The 14,779-nt window shown below is 66.5% G+C and carries 13 protein-coding genes; 4 read left to right on the top strand and 9 right to left on the bottom strand.

Features of this window, described 5'->3' with window-relative positions; all coding sequences use genetic code 11:
• Both ACUZUJ_RS09260 and ACUZUJ_RS09255 read right to left on the bottom strand, forming a co-directional pair.
• On the bottom strand, positions 1-690 hold the full coding sequence (locus tag ACUZUJ_RS09260) for a glutathione S-transferase family protein (protein ID WP_049442804.1): 690 nt from the start codon (positions 688-690) through the stop codon (positions 1-3).
• A 155-nt stretch (positions 691-845) separates the two neighbouring features.
• A complete protein-coding gene (locus ACUZUJ_RS09255; RefSeq protein WP_005416210.1) occupies positions 846-1,055 on the bottom strand; it encodes a cold-shock protein in 210 nt (69 codons plus the stop codon).
• 302 nt (positions 1,056-1,357) lie between these two features.
• On the opposite strand from ACUZUJ_RS09255, the gene ACUZUJ_RS09250 reads away from it, so the two are divergent.
• The gene (locus ACUZUJ_RS09250; protein WP_049442805.1) at positions 1,358-1,846 is read left to right on the top strand and encodes a YaiI/YqxD family protein; all 489 of its coding nucleotides are present in this window, start codon (positions 1,358-1,360) and stop codon (positions 1,844-1,846) included.
• A gap of 13 nt (positions 1,847-1,859) precedes the next feature.
• Here ACUZUJ_RS09250 and ACUZUJ_RS09245 read toward each other — a convergent pair whose 3' ends face one another.
• Positions 1,860-2,729, bottom strand: a complete 870-nt coding sequence (locus tag ACUZUJ_RS09245) for a pseudouridine synthase (protein ID WP_101765309.1) — start codon at positions 2,727-2,729, stop codon at positions 1,860-1,862.
• Positions 2,730-2,853: 124 nt separating this feature from the next.
• On the opposite strand from ACUZUJ_RS09245, the gene ACUZUJ_RS09240 reads away from it, so the two are divergent.
• The 3 genes from ACUZUJ_RS09240 to ACUZUJ_RS09230 all read left to right on the top strand — a co-directional run bounded on the left by ACUZUJ_RS09240 (position 2,854) and on the right by ACUZUJ_RS09230 (position 6,744).
• Positions 2,854-3,402: a YaeQ family protein gene (locus tag ACUZUJ_RS09240; protein WP_049442807.1), complete on the top strand. Its 549-nt coding sequence runs from the start codon at positions 2,854-2,856 to the stop codon at positions 3,400-3,402.
• Positions 3,399-4,583 (top strand): BaiN/RdsA family NAD(P)/FAD-dependent oxidoreductase, encoded by a 1,185-nt coding sequence (locus ACUZUJ_RS09235; protein WP_049442808.1) that lies wholly within the window; start codon positions 3,399-3,401, stop codon positions 4,581-4,583. The genes ACUZUJ_RS09240 and ACUZUJ_RS09235 overlap by 4 nt, the downstream gene beginning before the upstream one ends.
• Positions 4,584-4,674: 91 nt before the next feature.
• The gene (locus ACUZUJ_RS09230; RefSeq protein ID WP_042359143.1) at positions 4,675-6,744 is read left to right on the top strand and encodes an EAL domain-containing response regulator; all 2,070 of its coding nucleotides are present in this window, start codon (positions 4,675-4,677) and stop codon (positions 6,742-6,744) included.
• 108 nt (positions 6,745-6,852) lie between these two features.
• Here the strand turns inward: ACUZUJ_RS09230 and fabV are convergent, their stop codons facing one another.
• The 6 genes from fabV to queA form a co-directional block, all read right to left on the bottom strand.
• On the bottom strand, positions 6,853-8,112 hold the full coding sequence (gene fabV, locus ACUZUJ_RS09225) for an enoyl-ACP reductase FabV (RefSeq protein WP_458220568.1): 1,260 nt from the start codon (positions 8,110-8,112) through the stop codon (positions 6,853-6,855).
• Between the two features lie 711 nt (positions 8,113-8,823).
• Positions 8,824-9,804, bottom strand: coding sequence for a protein translocase subunit SecF (gene secF / locus ACUZUJ_RS09220; RefSeq protein ID WP_014036869.1), 981 nt, complete (start codon positions 9,802-9,804; stop codon positions 8,824-8,826).
• Between the two features lie 15 nt (positions 9,805-9,819).
• The gene (gene secD, locus ACUZUJ_RS09215; protein WP_049442810.1) at positions 9,820-11,676 is read right to left on the bottom strand and encodes a protein translocase subunit SecD; all 1,857 of its coding nucleotides are present in this window, start codon (positions 11,674-11,676) and stop codon (positions 9,820-9,822) included.
• A 61-nt stretch (positions 11,677-11,737) separates the two neighbouring features.
• On the bottom strand, positions 11,738-12,082 hold the full coding sequence (gene yajC, locus ACUZUJ_RS09210) for a preprotein translocase subunit YajC (RefSeq protein WP_014036867.1): 345 nt from the start codon (positions 12,080-12,082) through the stop codon (positions 11,738-11,740).
• A gap of 134 nt (positions 12,083-12,216) precedes the next feature.
• Positions 12,217-13,347, bottom strand: coding sequence for a tRNA guanosine(34) transglycosylase Tgt (tgt, locus tag ACUZUJ_RS09205; RefSeq protein WP_458220469.1), 1,131 nt, complete (start codon positions 13,345-13,347; stop codon positions 12,217-12,219).
• 197 nt (positions 13,348-13,544) lie between these two features.
• Entirely contained in the window at positions 13,545-14,612 is a 1,068-nt protein-coding gene (gene queA / locus ACUZUJ_RS09200; RefSeq protein ID WP_458220468.1) for a tRNA preQ1(34) S-adenosylmethionine ribosyltransferase-isomerase QueA, read from the bottom strand.
• Positions 14,613-14,779 lie beyond the last annotated feature (167 nt).

Raw genomic sequence — 14,779 nt, 5'->3', positions numbered from 1 at the left:
TCAATTGCCGCTGAGCGCCTGCAGGTGGCCGCCGTGGGCCTCGGCACGCTGGTAGGCCGGGCGCTCACCGATACGCTTGAGGAAGCCGCGCAGCGCCGGCTTGTCGTCGAGACCACCGCCACGCGCGGCAGCGGCCTGGATCGGGAAGCTCATCTGGATGTCGGCCGCACTGAAGCGCTCGCCGGCGAACCACGGGCTTTCGGCCAGACGGCGCTCCATCCACTCCAGGTGCAGCCGCCGCTGTGGACCGATGAAGCCGCGCTCGGCCTTGTCGGCAATGCTGCGTGCGATCGGGCGCGCGAAGAACGGCATCGGCGCGTTGCGGATGCGGCCCATCACCAGGGTCAGCAGCAACGGCGGCATCGCCGAGCCTTCGGCGTAGTGCAGCCAGTAACGGTAAGCGATGCGTTCGGCCCCGTCGGCCGGCATCGGTGACGGCGACAGCTGGCGTTGCGTGTCGTAACGGTCAGCGAGGTAGTCGAGGATCGCGCCGGACTCGGCCAGTACCAGCTCACCATCCTGCAGTACCGGCGACTTGCCGAGCGGATGCACGTTGCGCAGTTCCGGCGGCGCCAGCAGCGTCTTCGGATCCCGCGGATAGCGGCGCAGTTCGTAGTCCAACCCCAGCTCCTCCAGCATCCACAGCACGCGCAGCGAACGGGAGTTTTCCAGGTGGTGGACGATGCGCATAGGGGGTGATCCCTTGGGGAGACGCGCATCGTACCGCGCCGGCTGCATGTCCTTTGTAGAGTCGCGCCATGCTCGACTCTACAGAACGGCGGGCAATAAAAAACGCCGGAAGCTTTCGCTTCCGGCGTTCTGGCTACCCAACGGTAGCAGACGGATTAGACCGCCTGCACCTGGTCAGCCTGCATACCCTTCTGACCCTGGACGGCGATGAAGGTAACCTTCTGGCCTTCCTGCAGGGTCTTGAAGCCGGTGCCCTGGATCGCGCGGAAGTGCACGAACAGGTCCGGGCCGCTTTCCGGGGTGATGAAGCCGAAGCCCTTGGCGTCGTTGAACCACTTGACGGTGCCGGTCTGACGTTCAGACATTTTACTAACTCCTGAAACACATGTTGAAAAAAATCGCAGCCACCGGGTATCGGGGCCGAGACTGAGTTGCAGGCGTTGGTAAAGCGGATCGATGAGCGGATCGTGAGATCAACTGCACCAGGCCACGATTCACGGTGACCCTAGCAAACACAGTGGGTCGCACGATACGCGTGTTTTCTGCAAAAAGCGATAGTCCCGACGTTCATGGGAATACGTCACCCGCTAGGCGTGACAAGGGTTGGCAGCCTTTCGCGCCTAACTCCGAGTCCCCATTCAGGTTTTTCCTACCCTACACTGGGTAAATGACTGAAGCTGAAACCCCCGCTGAACACGCCTCCCCCCGCATCTGGGTGGATGCCGACGCCTGTCCCACCGTCATTCGCGACATCCTGTTCCGTGCAGCTGAACGGGTCGGGATCGAACTGACCCTGGTCGCCAACCAGTGGATCCGTACCCCGCCCTCGCGCTGGCTGCGCTCGATCCAGGTGCCGCAGGGGCTGGACGTGGCCGACAGCACCATCGTCGAGCGCGTCGCCGCGGGCGACCTGGTGGTCACCCAGGACATCCCGCTGGCCGCGCTGGTGCTGGAGAAGAAGGCCGTCGCGCTGAACCCGCGCGGCCAGTTGTACACACCTAACAACATGGCCGAGCGGCTGTCGATGCGTAATTTCATGGAGGAACTGCGCGGCGCCGGGGTCCAGACCGGTGGACCGCCGCCGCTGGGACCCCGCGACCGGCAGCTGTTCGCCGCCGAGCTGGACCGCTGGCTGGCGCGACGCCCGGCCCGCTGAGCGCCTGGCCGGCCTAAGCCAGCAGGCTCAGGCTGCGGCCGCTGCTGAACACCCGTCGTTCGCCGCTCAATGGGTCGTCGAAGGCCAGGGCCCGCGCCAGCAGCTGCAGCGGCGCCTCGGCGACGTTCGGCGGACGCTGCCGAAGCTGCGGGTACAGATCGTCACCCACGATCGGCGCCCCCAGCATCGCCATGTGCACGCGCAACTGATGCTTGCGGCCGGTCTCCGGCAGCAGCCGGTAGCGCCAGATCGGCCCTTCGGCCTCGATCAGCTCGATCCGGCTGCGCGCATTGGGCTCGCCGGACACTTCGGCCATGCGGAAGAACGGCTCGCCCGGCACTAGGCGGCTGTCCCGCTGCAACGGGAACTCCCGCGCGGGCAGCGCCGGTGCCAGGGCTTCATAGGTCTTTTCGATGCGCCGCTCACGGAACAGGCGCTGGTAAGCATCGCGCGACGCACGCTGGGTCGAGAACAGCACCAACCCGGCCGTCAGCCGATCCAGCCGGTGCAGCGGCACCAGATCGGCATTGCCGGTGCGGGCGACCAGCCGCGCCAGCAGCGTCTCGCGCACATGCCCACCCGCGGGTGTCACCGGCAGGAAGTGCGGCTTGTCGGCGACCAGCAGGTGCGCATCCAGATGGACGAGGGTTTCGGTGAAGGGGATCACCGGCTCGTCGGCCACCTCGCGGAAGTACTGGATTTCCAGCCCCACCTGCCAGGGCATGTCCGGCGCCAGTGCCCTGCCCTGCGCATCCTGCACGCGGCCACGGGCGAAACGGTCCTGCCATTGCACGCGGTCGATGCGCGGGAAACGCGCGCACAGGCCATCGAGCAGGCTGGGCCAGTGGCCGGGCGGCAGCTGCAGGCGGCTGGGCAAGCTCATGGCGTCCACTCCGGCCACGGAAAAGAGCGCAAGAGTGCCACCGTTGACGGCATGCAGACAGCCCAGCCACGGACACCCCCGGAGCAAACCTCTATCATTGTCGTCTTTAGTCCACGGATCCCCCATGGCTCTTACCGCCACCATCCGCAAGGCCGAACTGCAGATCAGCGACATGGATCGCGGCTATTACGCGACCCACAACCTGACCCTGGCCCAGCATCCGTCCGAGACCGACGAGCGCCTGATGGTGCGCCTGCTCGCCTTCGCGCTGAACGCCGGCGACCGCCTGGAATTCGGTCGCGGCCTGAGCACCGATGACGAGCCCGATCTGTGGGAGCACGACTACACCGGCGACATCCTGCAGTGGATCGACCTGGGCCATCCGGACGAATCGCGCATCCGCAAGGCCAGCAACCGCAGCCGCCAGGTGCAGGTGGTCAACTACGGCGGCAACGCCTCGGAGATCTGGTGGGGCAAGCAGGGCAAGGGCCTGGCGCGCTTCGACAATCTCTCGGTGGTCGACCTCGACGGTGCCTTCGTTGAACAGTGGGGCCAGCAGATCCAGCGTGCCATGCGCTGGAGCGTGCTGATCCAGGACGGCGAAGTGCAGCTGCTCAACGACCAGATCCAGCTCGACGTGATCCCGAACTGGCGCAAGCGCGCCAAGGCATGAGCACCATCCGCTGCGATGTGGTGGTCATTGGTGCCGGCGCGGCCGGGCTGATGACCGCGATCACTGCCGGCCAGCGCGGCCGCCAGGTGCAGGTGATCGACCATGCCAACAAGGTCGGCAAGAAGATCCTAATGTCCGGCGGTGGCCGCTGCAATTTCACCAACACCGGCACCACCCCGGCCAACTTCCTGTCGGCCAACCCGCACTTCTGCAAGTCGGCGCTGGCCCGCTACACGCCCTGGCACTTCATCGAGCTGGTGCACAAGCACGGCATCGCCTATCACGAAAAGGAACTGGGGCAGCTGTTCTGCGATGTCTCGTCCAAGCAGATCGTGAAGATGCTGGTGGACGAATGCCAGGCGGCGGGCGTGCAGATCCGTACCGACTGCAGCGTGCAGCGCATCGAGCACGGCAGCGATGGTTTCCGGGTGCACACCACGCAGGGCCAGTTCCATTGCGCCTCGCTGGTGGTTGCCAGCGGTGGCCTGTCGATTCCCAGCATGGGTGCCAGCGGCTTTGGCTATGAAGTGGCCCGCCAGTTCGGCCACCAGGTCCTGCCGACCCGCGCCGGCCTGGTGCCGCTGACCCTCAGCGGCAAGCACCAGGAGCGGCTGGCCGACCTCAGCGGCGTCGCACTGCCGATCGAGGCGCGCTGCAACGGAAAGAGTTTCCAGAACTTCATGCTGCTGACCCACCGTGGCGTGAGCGGCCCGGCCATCCTGCAGATCTCTTCGTTCTGGCAGCCCGGCGATGCGCTGGAGCTGGACCTGCTGCCGGGCCAGGATGCGGGCGAGTGGCTGCGCCAGATGAAGCGCGACCGGCCCGCCGCCGAGCTGCGCACAGTACTGGGCGAGGTACTGCCGAAGCGGCTGGCGCAGCGCCTGTGCGAGCACTGGCTGCCCGACCGCCCGGTGCGCCAGCTGGACGAGCCGGTGCTGCGCCAGGCCGCGCAGCTGCTGGGCGCATTCCCGCTGGTGGCCAGCGGCACCGAAGGCTACCGCACCGCCGAGGTCACCCTGGGCGGCGTGGACACCGCCGAAGTGTCATCCTCGACGATGGAATCCAAGCGCGTACCCGGCCTGCACTTCGTTGGCGAGGTGCTGGACGTGACCGGCTGGCTGGGCGGCTACAACTTCCAATGGGCCTGGGCCAGCGGCCATGCAGCGGGCGGCGTGGTGTGAACCACTTCGCCGTTCGACGCGCGCAAGGGGTGCGCGCATGGACGGTTCGCCGCGCATCGTGTATCTAGATTCGCAGATTGGGGAGCAGTGCATGCAGAACGCGAACGACATCACCATCCGCCTGCTGATCGTCGATGACAGCGGCGAGAATGCCGAAGCCATCGTCAGCACCCTGCGCAACAGCGGCATCGCGGTACGCCCGTGGCGCCCGCAGGACGCGGCTGAGCTGGCCCAGGTGCTGACCAGCCAGGCCATCGACCTGGTGCTGGCCTCGCCTTCGCAGGGCATCCCGCTGCAGCTGGCGGCCCAGCACATCGCCGCCAGCGGCAAGGACATCCCGCTGGTGCTGCTGGCCGAGCGCATCGACGAGGACGAACTGGTGCAGGCCAGCAGCCATGGCATCCGCGCCCTCGCCCTGCGCCAGCGCCCCGAGCACCTGCTCGCCGTGGTCCGCGACCAGTGGGTGGACCTGCAGGCGCGTCGCGGCCTGCGCCGCATCGAGGCGCAGATGCGCGAGACCGAGCGCCGCTGCGACGCGCTGATCGCCTCCTCGCGCGACCCCATCGCCTACGTGCATGAAGGCATGCACATCCGCGCCAACGACGCCTACCTAGAGATGTTCGGCTACGAGCATTTCGACGACATCGAAGGCATTTCGCTGCTGGACATGGTCGCCGCCCAGCACGTGGAGGGCTTCAAGCAGCTGCTGAAGGGCCTCAGCCGTGGCGAGGCGCCGCCGCCGCAGTACCAGCTCGACGCGCGCCACGAGGACGGCAGTGCGTTCCCGGCGACCATGGAGTTTGCCGCTGCCACATATGAGGGCGAGTCCTGCCTGCAGGTGGTGCTCCGCCGTCGCATGGAATTCGACCCCGAGCTGGCACGCGAGGTCGAGGACCTGCGTCAGCGCGACCAGGTCACCGGCCTGCTCAATCGCCCGACTTTCATGCTGCAGCTGGAAAGCGCGGTGGCCCAGGCCGGGCGCAGCGAGGGCCAGTTCGGCCTGCTGCTGATCGAGCCGGACCACTACGCGCGCCTGCTGCCGGACATCGGCCTGGCGTCGGCCGACACCCTGATCGGCGCGCTCGCTGGCCTGCTGGCCGAGGTGGTCGGCGAGGACGCACAGCTGGCCCGCTTCGGCGAGCACAATTTCGCTGTACTGCAGGCCGGGCCCTACGCGCAGACCGTGGCGCTGGCCGAGCGCATCCGCGAAGCCTACGCGGCACACGTCTTCAGCATCGGCGCACGCTCGGCCACGGTGACGGTCAGCATCGGTGGCGTGCAGGTGGGCGAGAAGATCGCCAGCATCGGCCAGGTGCTGGCGCGCGCCAGCGAGTGCACCCAGGCCGCCGCGGAGCTGGGCAACACCTGCCGCATCTTCGACCCGGCTGCCGCCGACCGCGTCGAGGAGGAACGTGTGCAGCGCTGGGTTGCGCGCATCCGCGAGGCGCTGGCCGGCGACGGCTTCCAGCTGCACTACCAGCCGGTGCTGAACCTGCAGGGCGAGCCGCTGGAGCTGTACGAGGCCTACCTGCGCCTGGAGAACAACGGCGAGCTGCTGAGCCCGACCGCGTTCCTGGGCATCGCCGAGGAACACGGCCTGCTGGCCGACATCAACCGCTGGGTGGTTTCGCAGGCCATCGCGGTGCTTGGCCAGCGCGCACGCGAAGGCAACGCCACCCAGGTGCTGGTGAAGGTGACGCCGGAGTCGTTCGACGATCCGCAGATGATCGCCACCCTGCGCCGCGAACTGCAGGCACAGGGCGTGCCCGGCGAACGGCTTTGGCTGCATGCGCCGGAGGCGAAGGTATTCACCCACCTGCGCAGTGCGCAGCAGTTCCTTGCCGAAGTGGCACCGCTGGGCTGCCGCATCGGCCTGGAGCAGTTCGGCTCGGGACTGGATTCGTTCCAGCTGCTGGCCCACTTCCAGCCGCAGTTCCTCAAGCTGGACCGCGGTTTCACCAGCGACCTGGCGGCCACGCGTGAGAACATCGACCGCATCAGCCAGATCACCGCGCGCGCGCAGGAAGCCGGCATCCGCACCATTGCCGAGTTCGTCAGCGATGCCAATTCGATGACGCTGCTGTTCAGTGCCGGCGTGGATTACGTGCAGGGCGACTTCGTCGGCCCCGCGCTGCCGGAGATGGGCTTCGAGTTCGGGTGACCGAGGGTAGTGCCGGCCGCTGGCCGGCAGCCTCTGGTACCCGGGGTTGCCGGCCAGCGGCCGGCACTACCAAACGAGAAGGCCGGCATTCGCCGGCCTTTTCGTTGATCAGGTCATGTCGACCAGATTTTCGATCTTCACGTCCGGATTGACGTCGGCCTCGTAGTCGACGCCTTCCACGCCAAAGCCGAACAGGCGCAGGAAGTCAGCCTTGTAGCCGGCCAGGTCGATGATCTCGTACAGGTTCTCGTTGGTGACCTGCGGCCACAGCGCCACCACCTTGCCCTGCACGTCCGCAGCCATTTCCTTGTAGTCGGCACGCAGGCGGCCTTCCTCGTCGACCAGCGCGACGGTATGGCCCTCGCCGTCAACCAGATCGTGACGCAGGCGATCGACCGCCACGCCCTCGGCCTTGCCGCCGTAGAGGATGTCGTACAGCACGTCGAGCTGTTCAATGCAGCCTTCGTGAGTGCCCTTTTCCTTCATCACCTTGAACAGCAGCGACAGGTACAGCGGCATGGTCGGAATCGCCGAGCTGGCCTGGGTGACTACCGCCTTCAGCACCGATACGCGTGCGTCGCCGCCGATCCTGGCCAGCTTCTCGCGCAGGCCCAGCACCTTGGTGTCCAGGTCCTTCTTGGCGGCACCGATCGAGCCATTCCAGTAGATCGCCTGGGTGATCTCTTCGCCCACGTAGGTGAAGGCAGTGGTGGTGCAGCCGTTGGCCAGCACGCCGGCATCGGCCAGCGCATCGATCCACATCTGCCAGTCCTCGCCCCCCATCACCGCGACGGTGCCGGCGATTTCTTCCGGGGTCGCCGGCTGCAGGTGGGTCTCGGTCAGCACTTCCTTGTCGGTATCCAGGCCACGCAGGGTGATCGGCTCGCCGATCGGCTTCAGCGTGGAGCTGATGATCTCGCCGGTCTTCGGGTGCTTGCGGCGCGGCGCCGCCAGGCTGTAGACGACCTGGTCGACCTGGCCGAGATCGGCCTTGATCATTTCGATGGTCTTCGCCTTCACTTCATCGGAGAAGGCATCGCCGTTGATGCTCTTGGCGTACAGGCCGGCTTCCTCGGCGTACTTGTGGAACGCAGCCGAGTTGTACCAACCCGCAGTACCCGGCTTGGTCTCGCTGCCCGGGCGTTCGAAGAAGATGCCGAGGGTAGCGGCGCCGCTGCCGAAGGCGGCAGTGATGCGTGCAGCCAGGCCGTAGCCGGTGGAGGCGCCGATCACCAGCACGCGCTTCGGGCCGTTCTGGATCGGCGGGCGCGCGCGGATGTAGTCGATCTGCTGCTTGACCGCGGCCTCGCAGCCGGTCGGGTGGGTGGTGACGCAGATGAAGCCGCGGACGCGCGGTTTGATGACCATGGATACCTCGGGTTGGCAGATGCGGCGCACGGGGCGCTCAGCAGGAATACGGGTGCGCGCCTGCGCGCGCGAACCGCAGGATCGTAGTGCGCGGGGCACGAATGCACAACCGACGGCGGCGTAGGGTGGAGTTTGTTTTGCAGGGTTGCACCCTGCACCGGCCGAAGCAACGGCCAGGGCGGAAGCAACGTCAAAAGCTGGATTCCTGAGGATCGGCGGGGTGGGTCCGGTTGCGGGGGACGCCGTGAACCCATCCATGGGGGCTTGGCCGCGGCATCCATGCCGCGGACACCCCCGCAACCGGACCCACCCCGCCTTCGACAGTTTTCCGCGATCTGTCAGGACAGTTCTTGGGGTCAGATCCGTTTTCCTCTGGAAAACGGATCTGACCCCATCTGGATTGCTCGATATCTGACCGATGTGTCGACCAAGGTCGACACCTACCAACTGCCGCAGGAATCTGTCGGAGGTGGGGCGGTGTCGGAGTGCGGGGTGTCAGCCGCATGGATGCGGCTGCCAAGCCTACAGGGACGTACTTGCGGCGTCCCCGCACTCCGGCACCGCCCCGCCATCCCACGGAATGCACGCTGTTGCTGTTGCTGCTGCTGCCGGCCAGCGGCCGGCACTACCGCAGGTGCAGGGCTGCAAGCCCTGCCAACAAAAAACCCCGCTTGCGCGGGGTTCTCTGTGTGTTGCGTGCAGCGCGAATGCTTACGGGCGACGGGCCAGGGCCTCGACGTCCTTGGCCTTCGGCAGCAGGTCCTGCTTGCTGACGCGCAGGAAACCGATCGTCAGCATCGGCACCGCCACCAGGATCGAGGACAGCACCACGATCACCGCACCGATCATGTGCGTCTCGGCCAGGCCTTCCATCGAGCTGCCGCCGTACATGTACAGGGCAAGTGCCGACAGGAAGAACATCACCGCGGTGATCACCGTACGCGACAGCGTCTGGTTGATCGAACGGTTCAGCACTTCCATCGAGTCCACGCGCAGGCTGCGGAAGTTCTCACGGACGCGGTCGAAGACCACGATCAGATCGTTGATCGCAAAGCCCATCACCGACAGCAGGCCGGCCAGCACGGTCAGGTCGAACTCACGGCCCAGCAGGGACACGTAAGCCACCGTCACGATCAGGTCGAACATCGCCACGATGCTGGCGGTGACCGCGAACTTCCATTCGAAGCGCACCGCGATGTAGATCAGGAAGCCGGCCAGCATGAAGATGGTGGCGTACAGGCCATTCATCGCCAGGTCCTTGCCGATCTGCGGACCCACGAACTCGTTGCGGAGCACGGTGGCCTGGTTGTCGGCGGTGGACAGTGCCTTCACCACGGCGGCGGCGGTGGCCTTGTCCTCGTGCGCGGCGTCGCCGGTACCGGCAGCGTGCTCACCATGCGGGGCCAGGCGGATCAGCAGGTCGGTGTTGCCACCGACGCTCTGCACCTGCGCGCCCTCAAAGCCGTTCTGCTCGAGCTTGGTGCGGACCTGCTCGACGTCCACGGCCTTGTCGAAGCGGGCTTCGATCAGGGTGCCGCCGGTGAAGTCCAGGGCGTAGTTGAAGCCCTTGACGCCGATGATGGCGACCGAGGCCAGGAACACGATGACCGTGACGACCATCGCGACATGGCGCCAGCGCATGAAGTCGATCTTGGTGTCGTTCGGGAGGATGTGCAGCGGAAACAGTTTCATGTGCGTGTCGTCCCGTCAGATGGCCACGTTCTGGAGCTTCTTGCGGCGGCCGTAGATCAGCGTCGCCAGCGCACGCGACACGGTGATCGCGGTGAACATGGAGGCGAAAATACCGATGATCATGGTCAGCGCGAAGCCCTTCAGCGGACCGGTACCGAATGCGAACAGCGCCACACCGACGATCAGGCCGGTCAGGTTGGCGTCGAGGATGGTGCCCGAGGCACGCTCGTAACCGGTCACGATCGCGGTCTTGCCCGGCACGCCGGCACGCAGCTCTTCACGGATACGCTCGTTGATCAGCACGTTGGCGTCCACCGACAGGCCGACCGACAACGCCAGGCCGGCGAAGCCCGGCAGGGTCATGGTCGCGCCGAACAGCGACATCACCGCCACCACGATCAGCAGGTTGAACAGCATCGCGATCGAGGTGATCACACCGAACATGCGGTAGTAGACGCTGAAGAACACCAGGGTGAACAGGAACGCGAACACCACCGCGCGCATACCGTTCTTGACGTTCTCGGCGCCCAGGCTCGGGCCGACCACGCGCTCTTCGACGAAGTCCATGGGCGCGGCCAGCGAGCCCGACTTCAGCAGCTTGGCCAGGTCTTCGGCTTCCTTCTTCTGCAGGCCGGTGGTCTGGAAGTTCTTGCCGAACACGCCGTTGATGTTGGCCACCGAGATCACTTCCTCGTTGACCTTGAAGCCACGCACTTCCTGGCCGTCGACGACGGTCACGGTCGGCACGCGCTCGGTGTAGACCACCGCCATCGGCTTGTTCACGTTGGCGCTGGTGAAGTCGAACATGCGCTGGCCACCGACGTTGTTCAGCGTCACGCTGACGGCCGGGGAGCCACTGTTCGAATCCGTCACCGCCTGCGCGCCGACCATCTGGTCACCGGTGACGATCACGCGCTTGTTCAGCAGGATCGGACCACCGCCGTCACGACGCTGGTAGACCTTCGCTTCCGGCGGGATGCGGCCGGCGGTGATGGCGTCCTGTGCGTTGCCTTCAACCACCGCACGGTATTCCAGGGTGGCGGTGGCGCCGATCATGCGCTTGGCTTCGGCAGTGTCCTGCACGCCCGGCAGCTGCACGACCACGCGGTCGGCACCCTGGCGCTGGATGATCGGCTCGGCCACGCCGAGCTGGTTCACGCGGTTGCGCAGGGTGTTGATGTTCTGCTCGATGGCGCCATTGGAGATCTGCGCGATCTCGGTATCCGGCACGGTCACCGTGATGCGGTTGCCGCTGACGTCGTAGCCGAGGGTCGGCTGCGCCTTGACCAGGGCGGTACGCGCACGCTGCGCGGCGTCATCGCCGGCGGACGGGCTCAGGTTGGCGACGATGCTGTTGTCAGCGCGGCGTTCCACCGACTGGTAGGCGATGCGCGCGTCACGCAGGGTGCTGCGCACGTCTTCGGTGTAGGCGTCCAGGCGCTTGTCGAGGGCGGCCTTCTGGTCGACCTGCAGCACGAAGTGCACGCCGCCCTGCAGGTCCAGGCCCAGCACCATCGGGCGGCCACCGAGTTTGGCCAGCCAGTCCGGCACGGTCGAGGCCAGGTTCAGGGCCACGGTGTACTTCTCGCCGACGGTGTCACGCAGGGCGTCGCTGGCAGCGGACTGCGCCTTCAGGTCCGGCAGGCGGACGATCAGGCTCTCCCCTTCCTTCTCGACACCGATGGTGGTGATACCGGCCGTCTTCAGGTCGGCCAGCACACGGTCGCGCAGCGCATCGTCGATCTGGCCGCCACGGTTGGCGGTGATCTGGAGGGCCGGGTCCTTCTGGTAGATGTTGGGCAGCGCGTACAGCGCACTGAGCGCCAGTACGATCAGGATGACGACGTACTTCCAGCGTGGAAATTCGAGCATTGCTTGGGTCCCGCGCGGCGCCATCCCCGGCGCCGCGGTTGTGCTTCGGAAAGGGAGTGGCTTACTTGGCCGAATCCAGGGTGCCGGTCGGCAGCACGCTGCCGACAGCGCCCTTCTGCACGCGGATGCGCACGTTCTCGGCCACTTCGATGGTGATGAAGTTGTCGCCGATGTCGGTGACCTTGCCGGCGATGCCACCGTTGGTCAGCACTTCGTCACCACGCTTGATCTTCTCCAGCATGGACTTGTGCTCCTTCTGCCGCTTCATCTGCGGGCGGATCATCAGGAAGTACATGATGGCGATCAGGATGATCGGGAACAGCAGCGTGGTCAGGCCCATGCCCTGCGGTTGGCCGCCGGCGGCCTGGGCGTGGGCGGCGGGAATCAGGAAGGCAAGCAGGTTCATCGTTGGTCCTTTGGTTGGGCGGCGCTCCGGCCCTTTCACGGGCACGGGGTGTCGACCGCGGATCTGGGTCAGCCTTGAAGTATGCCACGGCCCCGGGCGTTCGTCCTTGGGCCGTTTGGCAGGGGGTGTTCGGGTTACAGGGGCGGTGCTACCGCCCCGCGTGCCGCGTAGAAAGACTCACGGAAGGCCAGGAAGGTTCCCGCCTCGATCGCCGCGCGGATGTCGGCCATGAGCTTTTCGTAATAGAACAGGTTGTGCAGGGTGCCCAGCATCGGCGCCAGCATCTCGTTGCAGCGGTCCAGGTGGCGCAGGTAGGACCGGGTATAACCGCCGGTGCAGGCCACGCAGCCGCAGCCCGGCTCGATCGGGTCCATGTCGCGCGCGTACTGGGAATTGCGGATGCGGACGGTGCCGAACGAGGTGAAATAGTGGCCGTTGCGGGCGTTGCGGGTCGGCATCACGCAGTCGAACATGTCCACGCCACGTGCGACACCCTCGACCAGGTCTTCCGGCCGGCCCACACCCATCAGGTAGCGCGGACGGTCGCCCGGCAGTTCCGGGTCCAGGTGGTCGAGCATGGCGTTGCGCTCGTGCTCCGGCTCGCCCACGGCCAGGCCACCGATGGCGTAACCGTCGAAGCCGATCGCCTGCAGGGCCTCGGCCGAGCGGCTGCGCAGGTCGGTGTGCACCCCGCCCTGGACGATGCCGAACAGGGCCGCGTCGTTGCCCAGCTCGTCATGCGCATTGCGGCTGCGCTGGCCCCAGCGCAGGCTCAGCTCCATCGAACGGCGGGCGACATCCTCGGTAGCCGGGTACGGGGTGCACTCGTCGAAGATCATCACCACGTCCGAATCGAGCACCTTCTGGATCTTCATGCTCTCTTCCGGGCCCAGGAACACCCGGGCGCCGTCGGTCGGCGAGGCGAAGGTCACGCCCTGCTCGGTGATCTTGCGGCGGTGGGCCAGCGAGAACACCTGGAAGCCACCGGAGTCCGTCAGGATCGGGCCATCCCAGCGGCAGAAGCCGTGCAGGCCGCCGTGGTCGGCGATGATGTCCAGGCCCGGCCGCAGGTACAGGTGGAAGGTATTGCCGAGGATGATCTCGGCGCCCAGCGCACGCACCTGGTCCGGCAGGATGCCCTTGACCGAGCCATAGGTTCCCACCGGCATGAAGGCCGGTGTTTCCACCGTGCCACGCGGAAAGGTCAGGCGGCCACGGCGGGCACGGCCGTCGCGGGTCTTGAGCTGGAACTGCAGTCGGGACATGGAACGGTCATTCAGGCAAATAGTCGTCTATTGTCTCCCAAAACCGGGGCGACCGCCCATTCAGGCCTGAACGGACCGGCAGTAGAGCCACGCCATGCGTGGCTTTCCTGCCACCCAGGTTCCGGCAAGTGCGCACCAACGGTGCGCACCCACCAAGCCAGAACGGTGCGCACCCACCACAACCGGATGCAGGCGCCCTACTCCGCCTGCGGGAACAGCAGCATCGCGTCGCCGTAGCTGAAGAAGCGGTAGCGCTGTTCGATCGCGTGCTGGTAAGCCTCGAACACGCGCTCCTTGCCGGCAAACGCGGAGATCATCATCAGCAGGGTGCTTTCCGGCAGGTGGAAGTTGGTCACCATCGCGTCCACGCTGCGGATGCGGTAGCCCGGGGTGATGAAGATCTGCGTTTCACCCGCGAACGGCAGCAGCTCGCCATCGCGCATCGCGCTTTCCAGCGCGCGCACCACGGTGGTGCCGACGCCGATCACCCGGCCGCCGGCGGCGCGCGTGCGCCGCACCTGCTGCACCAGTTCGGCACCGACGTTCAGCCACTCGCGGTGCATCACGTGGTCCTTCAGGTCATCGGCACGCACCGGCTGGAAGGTGCCCGCCCCCACGTGCAGGGTGACGTGGCCGAAGTCCACGCCCTTTTCCTTCAGCGCGGCCAGCAACGGCTCGTCGAAATGCAGGCCGGCGGTCGGCGCAGCCACCGCGCCCACTTCACGCGCGAACACGGTCTGGTAGCGCTCGCGGTCGTCCACGCCCGGCTCGCGCTGGATATAGGGCGGCAGCGGCAGGCGGCCGGCGTGCAGCAACCACTGCTCCAGCGACTCGGGCACATGGAACTGCAGCACGTAGAACTCGCCGTCACGACCCAGCACCTCGGCTTCACCACCGGCATCCAGCGCAATGCGGCTGCCGGCCTTCGGCGACTTGCTGGCGCCGACCTGCGCGCGTGCCTGCTGGGCGCCGAGCAGGCGCTCGATCAGGATCTCGACGCGGCCGCCACTGGCCTTCTGCCCGAACAGGCGCGCCGGGATCACCCGGGTGTCGTTGAACACCAGCAGATCGCCCGGCTGCAGCAGCGACGGCAGGTCACGCACCTGCAGATCGGTGAAGGCATCGGGCGCGGGAGGCACCAGCAGCAGGCGGCTTGCGGAACGTTCGGCCAGGGGCGCCTGCGCGATCAGTTCAGCCGGCAGGTCGTAGTTGAAATCGGACTTCTTCAAGGCAGTGGGCGGCAACAGGTCGACAATGGCGCGCATTGTACGTCCAGCGTCTGCGAGCCGGCGTGCTTCGCGGCGAACGTCGCGCAAAATGCTGCTATGCAGCAGGTTTTTGCGGGGTTATCGCGCAAAAAAACAAGTGCTAGCATCGAGTCGGAAGTCCGCTGCACGAGCCTGCCCCCAAGCGCGCGTGATGACGCGCGTTT

Source organism: Stenotrophomonas sp. S4 (assembly GCF_054187805.2).
Note: the sequence above shows the minus strand (reverse complement) of the source record. Positions and strands in the feature narration are given on the sequence as shown.